Annotated in this window: 9 protein-coding genes; 3 read left to right on the forward strand and 6 right to left on the reverse strand. The window is 61.6% G+C overall.

The features are described 5' to 3' along the window. Positions 1–7: 7 nt before the first annotated feature. Together AC4CWF_RS25635 and AC4CWF_RS25640 are read right to left on the reverse strand one after the other, a co-directional pair. Positions 8–1,369, reverse strand: a complete 1,362-nt coding sequence (locus tag AC4CWF_RS25635; RefSeq protein ID WP_491288069.1) for a sigma-54-dependent transcriptional regulator — start codon at positions 1,367–1,369, stop codon at positions 8–10. Further along, the gene (locus AC4CWF_RS25640; protein WP_491288071.1) at positions 1,366–3,267 is read right to left on the reverse strand and encodes a sensor histidine kinase; all 1,902 of its coding nucleotides are present in this window, start codon (positions 3,265–3,267) and stop codon (positions 1,366–1,368) included. The genes AC4CWF_RS25635 and AC4CWF_RS25640 overlap by 4 nt, the downstream gene beginning before the upstream one ends. 174 nt (positions 3,268–3,441) lie before the next feature. On the opposite strand from AC4CWF_RS25640, the gene AC4CWF_RS25645 reads away from it, so the two are divergent. Further along, on the forward strand, positions 3,442–4,773 hold the full coding sequence (locus AC4CWF_RS25645; RefSeq protein WP_491288073.1) for a dicarboxylate/amino acid:cation symporter: 1,332 nt from the start codon (positions 3,442–3,444) through the stop codon (positions 4,771–4,773). A gap of 88 nt (positions 4,774–4,861) precedes the next feature. Here the strand turns inward: AC4CWF_RS25645 and AC4CWF_RS25650 are convergent, their stop codons facing one another. Further along, on the reverse strand, positions 4,862–5,428 hold the full coding sequence (locus AC4CWF_RS25650; RefSeq protein WP_491288251.1) for a DUF922 domain-containing Zn-dependent protease: 567 nt from the start codon (positions 5,426–5,428) through the stop codon (positions 4,862–4,864). 127 nt (positions 5,429–5,555) lie between these two features. Next, complete coding sequence (gene putA / locus AC4CWF_RS25655; RefSeq protein WP_491288075.1) at positions 5,556–9,245, reverse strand: trifunctional transcriptional regulator/proline dehydrogenase/L-glutamate gamma-semialdehyde dehydrogenase; 3,690 nt, start codon at positions 9,243–9,245, stop codon at positions 5,556–5,558. A gap of 132 nt (positions 9,246–9,377) precedes the next feature. Here putA and AC4CWF_RS25660 point away from each other — a divergent pair, with 132 nt between their 5' ends. Then, positions 9,378–9,839 (forward strand): Lrp/AsnC family transcriptional regulator, encoded by a 462-nt coding sequence (locus tag AC4CWF_RS25660; protein WP_491288077.1) that lies wholly within the window; start codon positions 9,378–9,380, stop codon positions 9,837–9,839. A gap of 221 nt (positions 9,840–10,060) precedes the next feature. Here the strand turns inward: AC4CWF_RS25660 and AC4CWF_RS25665 are convergent, their stop codons facing one another. Then, positions 10,061–10,234, reverse strand: coding sequence for a DUF1328 domain-containing protein (locus tag AC4CWF_RS25665; protein ID WP_377297187.1), 174 nt, complete (start codon positions 10,232–10,234; stop codon positions 10,061–10,063). 235 nt (positions 10,235–10,469) lie between these two features. Between AC4CWF_RS25665 and AC4CWF_RS25670 the strand changes: the two genes are divergently transcribed. Next, positions 10,470–11,366, forward strand: a complete 897-nt coding sequence (locus tag AC4CWF_RS25670) for an AraC family transcriptional regulator (RefSeq protein WP_491288079.1) — start codon at positions 10,470–10,472, stop codon at positions 11,364–11,366. A gap of 37 nt (positions 11,367–11,403) precedes the next feature. Here the strand turns inward: AC4CWF_RS25670 and AC4CWF_RS25675 are convergent, their stop codons facing one another. Continuing rightward, positions 11,404–13,515 (reverse strand): TonB-dependent siderophore receptor, encoded by a 2,112-nt coding sequence (locus tag AC4CWF_RS25675; RefSeq protein WP_491288080.1) that lies wholly within the window; start codon positions 13,513–13,515, stop codon positions 11,404–11,406. Positions 13,516–13,632 lie beyond the last annotated feature (117 nt).

A 13,632-nucleotide genomic window follows, 5' to 3' on the forward strand; every position in this document is an offset into this window, starting at 1 on the left:
GGCGTGTTCAACTGCGCCCGGAAAATTCGCCACGCACGATGCCGTGACGCTGGAGCTTGTCGTAAAAGGTCTTTCGGGGAATACCGAGGGCCTCGATGGTCTGGCGCACATCACCACCGTTCTGCACCAGCGTGTCGCGGATGATTTCGGCTTCCAGTCGGGCAAGCCGCTCGGGCAGGGACTGGCCGTTTTCGAGTACCGGCGCGGGATCACCGATGGCGTCCGGCTGCTGCGACGGTTCAAGGCCCAGCACGAAACGTTCGGCATAATGGGTGAGTTCACGCACATTGCCCGGCCAATCATGCTCTGAGAGATGGCGCGAGGCGGCGGGCGTCAGGTCCGGCAGAGGGCGGGAAAAGCGTTCGCCGGCACGCTGCGTGAAATAGCGAAACAGAAGCGGCACATCCGCCCGGCGCTCGCGAAGCGGCGGAATGGAGAGCGTCACCACGTTCAGGCGATAATACAGGTCCTCGCGAAAATCGCGGCGCTCAGTGGGATCACCGAGATCCACCTTGGCGGCGGCCACGACGCGGATATCGACCGGGCGCACTTCGTTCGTGCCGAGCGGCGTTACCTCGCGCATTTCCAGCACGCGCAGCATCTGCACCTGCGTGCCGGCCGGCATGCTTTCGATCTCATCGAGAAACAGTGTGCCGCCGCTCGAATGTTCGATGCGCCCAACGCGGCGTTTCTGCGCACCTGTAAACGCCCCCTGCTCGTGACCGAACAGTTCGCTTTCCATGATCTGCTCCGGCAGGGCGCCGCAATTCAGCGCGACAAAATTGCCCCGGCTGCGCCGGCTCCAGCGGTGCAGAAGGCTTGCGACCACTTCCTTGCCGGTGCCGGTTTCCCCTGTCAGCAGCACATCGACATCCGTATCGGCAATCTGGCGCAACGTATGGCGAAGGCGCTGCATCACCGGTGTCTGGCCAATCAGCGGCAGGCCGTCGTCATCGCCCGCGCGCACCTCGCGCAGCGCCCGGTTTTCCAGAATAAGCCCGCGCTTTTCCCCCGCCCGCTGCACACATTGCACCAGCCGGTCTGCAGCAAAGGGTTTTGCAATAAAATCATAAGCGCCGTCCTTGATGGCCGTCACCGCCATCGGAATATCGCCATGGCCGGTCACCAGAATGACGGGAATATCCGCATCGATGGCCCGCACGCGAGAGAAAAACTCAAGCCCATCGACGCGCGGCATGCGGATATCCGACACCACGACGCCGGCAAAATCCGCCGCGATCACTGGCAAGGCCTCCATGGCCGACGAAAACGCTTCAACGGAAAAACCGGCGAGATCGAGCGTCTGGGCTGTTGCCCGCAAAAGGTCGCGGTCGTCGTCGACGAGGATGACGGGAAGCGGACGGCTCATGGTTCTGCTCTTTTCAGTTCGATCGTGAAACGGGTGCCCTCAGTGCTGCTCTCCACCGTGATCCCACCGCCGTAATCGCTGGCAATGTCCTTGGCGATGACGAGGCCAAGACCGAGGCCTGCTTCCTTGGAGGTGTTGAAGGGCGTGAAAAGCTGGTCGAGAATGGCAGGAGCAATGCCCGGTCCGTTATCCGCGACATGAATGAGCACCGTGGAAGACCTCTCGTCCACATCCACACGCACCGCGCCATCCTGCTGATGCTCGACGGCCTCGAGCGCGTTCTGCAGCAGGTTGATCATGATCTGCTCCAGCCGCAACCGTGTGCCGGATACACGCAGACCATCGTCCGGCAGCGTGATCTTCAGCACGTCGAGACGGCCCGAAAACCGCGTTTTGAGCAGCATCACGGCGCCGTTCAGCACGTCCTTCAGGCTGACCGGTTCGGCAGCGGAACGGCCCTTGCGCGACAGCGCCTTCAGATCCTCGGTGATGGCGCCGATGCGGTCCGTGAGGCCGGCGATTTCCAAAAGGTTGTCCTCGGCCGGACCGACCTGACTGCGCGACAGATAGGTGCGGGCATTGTCGGCATAGGCGCGGATGGTGGCGACGGGCTGGTTGATCTCGTGGGCAACGCCGGCTGCCACCTGCCCAAGAATTGCCAGACGGTTTGCCTGGACCAGTTCCTGCTGCACGCCCTGCAGCCGGGCCTCCGTCATTCGGTGGTCGTTGATTTCCGCCTCCAGCCGGTCGCGCGCGCGGGTCAGATCGAGCGTGCGCTCGCTCACCCGCCGTTCCAGCTCCATGCGCGCTGCCTGCTCCTCGGCAATGCGGGCAAGCACCGCCTGTCGCCGCCAGATCCAGAGCGCTGCGAGCGCAAGAAGGGGAATGAGGACGGCTAGCGACGACAGTTGTGCCTGGCGCACCGCAGCAGACAGCGCCGGCTCCACCGGCGACAGATAATGCAGGCGCCAGACCGTGGTGCCCACGGGCACCGCCACCTCGATATACCGCGCCTGCCGCTCCCCCGGCAGCACTGTTTCGATAAGCCGTGTATCGCTCTCCGGTGCGTCCAGCACCTTCATCGGCAAGGGCAGCAGCGGCGTATCGCCAAATTGCAGGCTGTCGCGCACTGATTTCAGCACCTCTGGCGCCATGGCACCCAGCGTCATGAAACGCCAGGAGGGTATGCTTGTTATCAGCACGACGCCGTTGCGGTCGGTGACGAACGAAGGCCGGATGGCCTTTCGCCAGTCCTCCTCCATCTGATCGAACTCGGCCTTCACCACCACAACGCCTTGCGGGTTCTCTGCGTCGCCGACCCTTTGAGAGATATAGAGCCCGGGCCGACGGCTGACGTTACCCAGCGCGAAATGTTCCGCTGCGCCATCGGCAATGGCCCGGGAAAAATAGGCGCGAAACGCATAATCGCTGCCGACGAAACTCGATGGCTCCCGCCAGTTGCTCGATGCGATGGCAACGCCATTTCGGTCAATGACATAGAGAACCGAGGCATTGGTGCCGGCAACCAGGTCCTCCAGCTTGCGGTTGAGCGCATCGACGCGTGCCGGCGCCGGGTTGGACAACGCCTCTTCGACATCCCTGTCGCGCGCTAGAATGAGTGGCAGCGAACGCGGGCGCTCCAGCACCGCCCGGAGCAGCGCCACCTTCAGCCCCGCATCCACTCTGCCCTGCCGCTGCAGATCCGCAAGCACGGTGGCGGACACGAAAGACTGGACGCTCAGAAGCACGGCGGCGAGAGCAGCAGCCGCTACGGCCGTGAAGATCAGCCAGGGCCGGCGGGAGGCGTAAGGGCGGTGCGGACGATCCGGTATGTCAGATGGCGGGGTTCCCATCCTCAGCATTGTGCATAAAACCGCCCGGACCACAAGAATTTCCATGCGAAAATCCGCACAGTTTACCTAAGCTAAAGCGCACAACAACAGAAACCCATTTATTTTCAATCGGTTGCGGACCAACCGCGAACTGGCATGAGCATTGCTAACCGAAAGACATCGTTAAAAGACCGCCCCGGGAGAGCCGTTTCGGTTGGGGCGCGATGGAGGATCTATCGCATGGACATGAATCTTGAGGCCGCCACGCCGCGCGGCAAAATTCCGCTGTACCGGCAATTGTATGTGCAGGTTCTGGTGGCCATCGCTGCCGGCATCACGCTCGGCCATTTCTACCCTGAAGTTGGCGCTTCGCTGAAGCCGCTCGGCGACGCATTCATTCGCCTGGTCAAGATGATCATCGCACCGGTGATCTTTCTGACCGTTGCCACCGGCATTGCCGGCATGTCCGACCTGAAGAAGGTTGGCCGCGTGGCTGGCAAGGCCATGCTCTACTTCCTGACCTTCTCGACGCTGGCGCTTGCCATCGGCATGCTTGTCGCAAACGTCGTGCAGCCAGGCAGCGGCATGCATATCGATCCGGCATCGCTCGATGCATCTGCCGTTTCGACCTATGCCACCAAGGCGCATGAAACCTCGATCACCGGCTTCCTGATGAACATCATCCCGACGACCATCGTCGGGGCATTTGCGGAAGGCGATATTCTGCAGGTGCTGTTCTTCTCCGTGCTGTTCGGCATCTCGCTCGGTATGGTCGGTGAACGCGGCCGGCCGGTCACCGATTTCCTGAACGCAGTGACAGCGCCGATCTTCAAGCTGGTGGCCATCCTGATGAAGGCCGCGCCCATCGGTGCCTTCGGCGCCATGGCCTTTACCATCGGCAAATACGGCATCGGTTCGATTGCCAATCTCGCCTTCCTGATCGGCACCTTCTACCTCACCTCGCTGCTCTTCGTCTTCGTGGTGCTCGGTGCTGTCGCCCGTTATAACGGCTTCTCGATCGTTGCGCTTATTCGCTACATCAAGGAGGAACTGCTGCTGGTTCTCGGCACGTCCTCGTCGGAAGCAGCGCTTCCCGGCCTGATGCAGAAGATGGAACGCGCCGGCTGCAAGCGCTCGGTCGTCGGTCTCGTCATCCCGACAGGTTATTCGTTCAACCTCGACGGCACCAACATCTACATGACGCTGGCAGCGCTGTTCATCGCGCAGGCAACCGACATCCACCTGTCATTCGGCGAGCAGATCCTGCTGCTGCTGGTGGCGATGCTCAGCTCCAAGGGTGCCGCCGGCATCACCGGCGCCGGCTTCATCACGCTCGCCGCCACGCTGTCGGTCGTTCCCTCCGTGCCGGTTGCCGGCATGGCGCTGATCCTCGGCATCGACCGTTTCATGTCGGAATGCCGGGCGCTGACCAATTTCGTCGGCAATGCGGTGGCCACCATCGTTGTTGCCCGCTGGGAAAACGAGCTGGACACGGCAAAGCTTGCCGAAGCCATGGCCGGCCGCCTGCCTGCGGAACCGGCCATTCCGGCAAACCTGCAGCCGGCGGAATAAGTTTCCTCCCAAGGAAAGGGCCCGAAATGGCTCATCAGAAAGCCCGCCGGCACCCCTCGGCGGGCTTTCTCTTTGTGGGCGCCAAATATCAGGGGCCGTTCACCAGCGCCAGGATCAGCTGATGCACGTTGCCGCCGGGGTTTAGCTCCACTCGGTCGAACTCCACGTTTTTTGCCCGCTCCGCCTTCGACAGCTCACCCAGCCGCGCCGTCAGCACCTGCCGGATCTTCTGGCAGCCGGGATCGTTGTCCACACGAAGACCAAGGCTGAAATCCTGGATCTGCTGAACCAGTTCCTTGATGAACGCGCCATGCACACGCTCATGCTTTTCCACGCCCCGGATAAACCGTCCCCAGCTGTCCGCCACGTCCGATGACAGCCGGCCCGACGGCTTTGGCAGCGTATAGGTGATGATGACCTTGGGTTTTGCAACGGTGATGGCGCAGGCCAAACCTTGCGGTTCATAGATGCGTGTCCAGGTCAGTTTGAAACTGGTATGGGCAATGGCAAGGCCGCCGCCGGCCTCCGGTGCCCGCGCGCCGATCGCCTCGTAAAGTGCGGCACCCGTCGTGCCCGAGATCGAATAGGTCTTGATCTGTTCGACCGCCTGCCAATCGGCAGCGACGGACGCCGTCGGCGCAAGACACAAAAGCAGCCCGAAAACCGCGGTGCCATGAAACCCGTTATTCCTGCCCTGCACGCCTGTTTCCTGTCCGAATAAAAAGCCGCCGATCCATACGACCGGCGGCCTATCATAGAAGTTGGCTGTTCGCGGGCAAGCCTCAGCCGATCGACATCAGGCTGGCATTGCCGCCGGCAGCTGCGGTATTGATCGACGTGGACACCTCTTCCAGCAGCCAGTTGAGGCAATAGGCATCCGGCCGGCCGACATCTTCAGGCGAAGCCGCCTGCGCCAGAAGCAGCGGGCCTGGAAGCTCGGCAATACGCTGCAGGACTTCCGTCACCGCCGCGCCCTCTCCTTCGATCAGCGCGCCGGAAAGCGGGCCGGCCGATGCCCAGTCGTCGGCAAACGTGATCCGCGCCGAAAGGCTTGCCGGCAAAGGCTCCAGCTGCGAGCCAAGGCCGCTTGCCTTATCGATGACGGCGCTGTTGCCGGTGGCAAGCACGGCCGCAAGCTGTGTCAGCAGCCCGTCTTCAGTCTGTGCAACGAGAAGAATCTGGCCACGCGGATGAAGCGCATACAGATTGCGCTCGCCGACGGGGCCTGCCAGCTGCAATTCCAGCCCGAGCGCCGACTGGCTGCCGATGGTGCGGGCACGCTCTGCCGCATCCGGCCTCTGGCGATCATCGAGCCAGCGGGCGAAATCGGTGAGCGCCGGATCAAGATGCACGGAACTCAGCTGCGGCGGTTCCGGCGGTGTTTCCACCAGACGGCCAAGATACAGCGGGCCACCGGCTTTGGGTCCGGTGCCGGAAAGGCCGCGACCACCGAACGGCTGCACGCCAACGACGGCCCCGATGACGTTGCGGTTGATATAGCGATTGCCGGTGCGGATACGGCCCATGACATGGGCAATGGTTTCATCAAGGCGGGTATGGAGACCGAAGGTCAGGCCATAGCCGGTGGCATTGATATCGTCGATCAGCCGGTCGAGATCGGCCCGGCGATAACGGATGACATGCAGGACAGGCCCAAAAACCTCGCGCTGAAGCTCTCTCAGCGAAGACAGCTCGATGATGGCAGGTGCGACGAACGTGCCGGCCACCGTTTCTTGCGGCAGGCTTGCGCGGTGGATGGAGCATCCGAGCGAGGCCATGTGGCGGATATGCGCCTCGATGGTCTCTTTGGCGTCCTGCGTGATAACAGGGCCAATATCGGTGCTCAGCCGATCGGTCCGGCCGATCGACAGTTCGGCAAGCGCGCCCTTCAGCATCACCAGCACACGGTCTGCCACCTCTTCCTGCAGGCAGAGAACCCGTAGCGCCGAGCAGCGCTGGCCGGCACTGTCAAAGGCAGAGGCGATGACATCGCCGACCACCTGTTCGGCCAGCGCCGAGCTATCAACGATCATGGCGTTCTGCCCGCCGGTTTCGGCAATCAGCGGGATCGGTTTTCCGATAGACGACAGCCGGCCGGCAAGCTGCTTCTGGATGAGCCGTGCCACGTCGGTCGAGCCGGTAAACATCACGGCAGAGACGCCGGGCGCAGCCACGAGGGCCGCCCCGATGCGTCCATCGCCCGGCAGCAATTGCAGGGCGGCGGCGGGAATGCCGGCCTCCTGCAGGATGCGCACGGCCTCCGTGGCAATCAGCGGCGTTTCCTCGGCAGGTTTTGCCAGCACCGGATTTCCCGCCACGAGCGCTGCGGCCACCTGGCCGGCAAAGATGGCGAGCGGAAAATTCCACGGGCTGATGCAGACCACAGGGCCAAGCGGTTTATGGGCGGGGCCCAGCGTGCGCTTGGCCTGCTCGGCGTAATAGCGCAGAAAATCCACCGCCTCGCGCACTTCGGCAATGGCGTTGAAGACGGATTTTCCGGCTTCGCGCATGATGAGCCCGAGAAGCTGCGGCATGCGCGCTTCGAGACGATCTGCGGCGCGCTCCAGGCAGGCGGCACGCTCGGTGGGGGCAACCGTGCCCCAGGCCATACCGTCAGTTGCGGCAATCTCCACGGCGCGATGCGCCATCTCTTCGCTGGAGGTCGTCACGTGGCCGACGACATCACCGTGATCGGCAGGGTTGAGCACGGGCTCTGCCGCCATCGCCGGAGCGTCGAAGGCAATCAGCGGCAGGGCTTGCCAGTTGATGGCAGCGCTTGCCGACAGGTCGCCTGAGAGATCGGCCAGCACCGTCTCGCTCGACAGATCAAGGCCTACCGAATTGCGCCGGGCCTTGCCGAAAAGGTCTGCCGGCAGGTCGATCCTGTCATGACGGGCGCCGGGCTCAGCCATCGCCCTCACCACATCGACGGGATCGGCGATCATCTCATCGACCGAGATCTTTTCATCGGCGATTCGATTGACGAAAGAGGAGTTGGCGCCGTTTTCCAGAAGGCGGCGCACGAGATAGGCGAGCAGCGTTTCATGAGTGCCAACCGGCGCATAGATGCGGCACGGCCGCGCCAGTTTATCCTTGCCCACCACCTCTTCGTAAAGCGGCTCGCCCATGCCGTGCAGGCACTGGAACTCGTAGGAGCCGACAGCAAAATCAGGTCCCGCCATCTGATAGACGGCGGCGAGCGTCTGGGCATTGTGGGTGGCAAATTGCGGGAAGACGGCATCACGTGCGTCGAGAAGTTTTTTCGCGCAGGCGAGATAGGAAACGTCCGTGTGGACCTTGCGGGTATAGACGGGGAAATCGCTCAAACCATCCAGCTGGGCACGCTTGATTTCCGCATCCCAATAGGCGCCCTTGACGAGGCGCAGCATGATGCGGTGGCCGGAGCGGCGGGCGAGATCGATGATGAAATCGAGAACGAACGGGCAGCGCTTGCCATAGGCCTGCACGACAAAGCCGATGCCATTCCAGCCGGCTAGATCCGTGTCGAGGCAGAGACTTTCCAGCAGATCGAGCGAAAGCTCCAGCCGGTCTGCCTCTTCCGCATCGATGTTGAGGCCGATGTCATAGGTTTTGGCAAGAAGCGCCAAAGCCTTTACCCGCGGCAAAAGCTCGTCCATCACGCGCGCCGCCTGAGTGCGGGCATAACGTGGATGAAGCGCCGAAAGCTTGATGGAAATGCCGGGGCCGGCATAAACGCCACGCCCGGCCGCCGCCTTGCCGATGGCATGAATGGCGGTTTCATAATCGCGGTAATAACGCTCGGCGTCTGCCATGGTGGTGGCCGCTTCGCCGAGCATGTCATAGGAATAACCAAAACCCTTGTCTTCCATCGCGCGGGCGCGGCGCAGCGCCTCATCGATGGTTTCGCCGGTCACGAACTGCTCGCCCATCATGCGCATCGCCATGTCGACGCCGCGCCTGATAACGGGTTCGCCGCAGCGGGCGATAAGCCGTGTAAGGGCAGCGGAAAGACTGCGGTCGTTGACGGTGGCCGTCAGCTTGCCGGTGACCACCAGCCCCCAGGTGGCGGCGTTGACGAAGAGGGAGCGTCCGCCGCCCATATGCGATTTCCAATCGCCGGCCGAGATCTTGTCGCGGATCAGCGCGTCGCGGGTGGCAGTATCTGGAATGCGCAGCAGCGCTTCGGCAAGGCACATCAGCGCCACGCCTTCCTGGCTGGAGAGCGAATATTCATGCACCAGACCCTCGACGCCACTGCCGCGATGTTTTGCGCGAAGCGCCGTCACCAGCGCGCGGGCCGTCTCGCGGATCTCGCGCTTATCCGCCTCCGGTAGTGTTGCCGCCTGCAGCAGTGGCTGGAGGCATTCGGCCTCCGGGCGGCGATAGGCGGCGGTAATCGCTTGCCGCAGTAGCGTCTGCGGCCGGATCGGCGGTGCGAAATCGGCAAAGGGCTGGCGGAAAATTGTGGAGGGGGCGCCGGAAAGGGTCATCGGAAGGTCTCGATCACGAGGGCTGACGGTGACCACAGATTACACCAAAGACACGTCCATCCAGCGTCTTTAATAATGGCATTTAATAGAGAATTTCGTTATTAAATACGCATCTTTGCAGAGGTTTTCTCTATGGACTTGCCAAAAACAGACGAACTGGACAGCTTCGATCTGAAGATCATCGAGGCCGTCTCGGACAATGGGCGGATTTCGGTGACGGATCTCGCGGCCAAGATCGGCCTGTCCAAAACGCCGTGTAATGCACGCCTGAAACGCCTGGTGGACAACGGCTATATCCTGGGCTTTCGCGCCGTGATCAATCCACAGAAACTCGGCCTCGATCACGTGGCTTTTGCCGAGGTGAAACTGTCGGACACGCGGGAAAAGGCACTGACCGAGTTCAATCAGGCGGTGCGGCGGATCAAGGAAGTGGAAGAGTGCCACATGATCGCAGGCCGCTTCGACTATCTGCTGAAGGTGCGCACACAAAACATCCGCCGTTATCGGGAGGTTCTGGGCGAGAAGATCTCAAGTCTTCCCCATGTGGCAAGCACGTCCACATCGGTTGCGATGCAGTCCGTCAAGGAAAGCTGACCGGACAAAAAACAGGCAAGAATGCTGTCGTTTTTTTGACAGGGAGTACCGTTTTTGGGCAAGTCGCCCTCGCCGGGATCGGAGAACTCCGGCTACATAAGACACTCGCAAACCGAAAGGCCTTGCGAGTTTTCCCCCAGATTTGCCCTGCCGCTTGGCAGGGCTTTTTTCTCTCGGGGACGTCATCGCCCATAGGCGACCATTCTCATCCGTCGTGACGTCTAGAACACCACGCTTCCGGCCATGAAGGCGAGGACGACGAAAACCAGGAATACGATGATGGCGATGAAGAACAGGACACGCGCAATCGTCGCGGTCGCCGCCGATACGCCGGAAAAACCGAGGAAGCCGGAAATCAGAGAGATAACGAGAAAAATAAGAGCCCACTTCAGCATGATCGTTCCTTAAGCGTGGTTTGCTGCCTTAAACGCAGCAGCCTCAACCGGGTTCCATCGCCTTTCCGCTGTTGGTGCCGCGGCTGCGCCCCCTTGAGACCCGTGCGACAATGCGCCATGATCGGGCCATCGCTGCAGGCTGCAGAGCCGACCAAGAATGCGCGGCGCGTCGGGGTTTTCCGCTTGATCCCATCGGTCGATGCCGGCAAGGACGCTGGCCAGGAAGGAGGGTCCCTTGACATATCAGCATTCGATGATCTGCCACACGGAAGGCATCCAGGCGCTTGGCCCGGCCAAGTGGCGCGGCCTTGACGGGTCCGTCAGCGTGTTCTGGGATGCCCGGGGCGAGGCAGGCGCCAAGGGTTATTATCTCTCGCCCGACCCGAAAATCATGCTGTTCTTCAACGATGTCTCCGAGCAGATCTCCATCACCAACCGCGCGGTGGAGACTGAGGGGCAGTTTCGGCCGATGACACGCGCCCTCTATGTGCCGGCTGGCGTTCCGATGTGGAGCCGCTTCACATCGATGCACCGGTTCTCCCATCTCGATCTTCACCTGCATCGGGATCGTCTGGTGAAGCTGCTGGCGCCATCGATCGGTCGGTCTGCGGCGCTTGCGGCCTTACAAAAGCCGGTGGAAACACAGGAGACCCTTGCCGTTGAAAAGCTGGCGAGCCTGCTGGTCGAGGAAGTCTCGGCACCCTCCCGGCATACGGCCTTTTCGGAAAGCCTGATCGCCGGCATCGTGACGGGGCTTCTGGATTTGTCCGGGAGCGAAGAGAAACCTTGCGGGCGCCTGACGCAGGCGCAGATGAACAAGATCGAGGGTTTTCTGGCGTCGCGGGCGGATTTCCGGGCATCGGTTGTGGAAATGGCGGCGGTGGTCGGGCTGTCGGAAAGCTGGTTTGCCAGCGCCTTCAAGCAGACAACAGGCGTGACGCCGCTGCGCTGGCAACTCTCAAAGCGTATCGCCATGGCGCAAAGGCTTCTGCTCGGCAGCGGGCTGACCGTGGCCGAGATCGCCCTCCAGCTGGGTTTTTCAGATCAGGCGCACCTCACCAAGGCATTTCGCGATACGGTCGGGGAAACCCCGGCCGCCTGGCGCCGCTTACAGCAGAGGCAGCACCTTTAGAGAGTGCCGTCCGAAACGCCGGACGGCACCGATAGCTTTACCAGGTCTGGCGAAGCGTTGCCGAGATCGCCCGGCCGGGATTGTAGAAATCCGCGCCGAAACCGCCATAGGCCACATGCTTTTCATCGAAGATATTGCTGGCATGGAGTTCCAGCGAGGTGTTTTTTGCCACCTTGTAGGTGATTGCCGCATCGAAAACGACACTGCTGCTGGTCTTCTGGGTGTTGGCATCATCGAAATAATAGGCGCTTGAATAACGCCCACCGACCCCGAACGTCATGTCCCCGCGGCGTCCGTTGCCTTCCAGCGCGTAATTCACCCAGACCGAGGCGATATGATGCGGCACGAAGGAAAGCTCGTTGCCCTCATTCCCCTGCGTGCCGTTCTTCACGATCTCGGAGGAGAGATAGGAATAGGCAGCCGTCAGGCTCCACGCATTCGTCAGTTCCGCCTTCGCCTCCAGATCGAGACCGCGCACGCGGGCTTCGCCGATGGTGGATTGAAGGTTGGTCGCCGGGTTGGTACGGGTGATGTTGTTCTTGGTGAGGTCATAGACGGCGGCGGTAAAGAGCGCCGGGAAGGCCTCCGGGCTGTATTTTACGCCCACTTCATACTGTTCGCCGCGCTCCGGCTCCACGGAAACCGAGGCCGGCACCACCGATTGCGCGTAGCTCGCATAGGTCGCGATCTCCTCCGTCCACCGGTAGGTCAGGCCGAAGCGGCTGGTGAATTCGCTGAAATCACCCTCCTCGACCGCGCCCGAGAGGCGGTTGGACTGCTTCATGTCAATCCAGTCATTGCGCAGGCCGACAGAGGCAATCAGCTTTTCGGAAAAGGTCAGTTCCTGCTGCACGTAAAGCGCCTTGGTATCCTGGTCCGTCTTGGTGCTGGCATAAAGCGGCACGGAAGACGGCGCACCCGTATAAACCGGGTTCAGCCAGTCGATCCCGGGAGCCGAGCCGTAATAGGAGCGGCTTGAATTGCCGGAACGGTTATATTCCATGCCGACAAGGCTGCGGCTTTCGATCGTTTCGAAGCTTGCATCATATTGCAGATGCGCATCGATAATGAAGGCGTCCAGCGCCGTGTCATTGCCGAAATAGGAGCGGTTGGCGATGGTGCCGCTCGCCGGTGTCGAGGAAATATAGGCGTAACCGAAATCGCTGTCGGTCTTGGAGTAGCGGGCATTCGAGTTGAAGGTCAGGCCCGATCCAAAATCATGGTCGACCATGACGCTGACCGAATTCCGGTTCGTACCGCGATAGTTGTAGTCGGGCTCGCCGAAGAAGCGGCTCCGGTCGAAATCCGTGCCCACGGGATGCCCGCCGCTGCCGGGAACGCCGTCGCGGTTCAGGTGGTCATAGATGACGCTGAGGCTGGTGACATCAGTCGGGCGCCAGGTGAGGCCGCCCATAAAAAACTTCTCGTCGTTCTGCGAAAAATCATATTCCTCGTCGGCTTTGCGGACCTTGCCGGTGAGGCGGTAGGACAGCGTGTCGTCCTCGGTGATGTTGTCGCCGAAGTCGAAGCCCGCCTCGGCGCTGTCGAAGGAGCCGCCTGTGGTATAGACCTCACCAAAGCGCTCCGTTTTCGGCCGCTTGGTGACAAAGTTTACCGAACCGCCTGGGTCCGACACGCCTGATGTGGTGGAGTTGGCACCCTTCAGAACCTCGACCCGCTCGAAGGCGTAAGCTTCTTCGCGAATGCCGCCGAAGGGGCGCCCGATCAGCAAACCATCGCGATAGGTATGGGCATCAAAGCCGCGGATCTTGAAATAGTCGAAGCGGTCGTCCGAGCCGTAGAAATCGGTGGCCACGCCTGCGCTATATTGCAGGACCTCTTCCACCGTCTGCGCATTGCGCTGCTGGATTTCCTTGGCGGTGATCACCGAAACGGAGGCGGGCGTGTCGAGGATATCGGTTGCCATCTTGCTGCCGGCCGTCGATGTGCGGGCGACGATGGAGCGCGCATCATCATCGGCAGCCGTGCCGGCAATGGTGATCCGCTCCAGAACCGTCGTGCCTTCTGCGTCCTGCGCCTGCGCAAGCGAGGGCGCCAGAAGAGCCAGCGCCGTGCAGCCAAGCAGAACGGCTTTCCGTGACGCGATGCGAACCCTTTGCCCCTGAACGCATGGTGATGTGCTGTGCATGTGTAAAATCCGATACAATGATGCCCGCCCGCACCATTGCCGGTGCAAAGCCCCCAAAACTCTCGGGAATCCCTAACTTGAGTATCAGTGTCCGGTATTGTAGAAATCCCCGTTTTA

The sequence above is a fragment of the Neorhizobium sp. PAMB6630 genome (assembly GCF_058242775.1).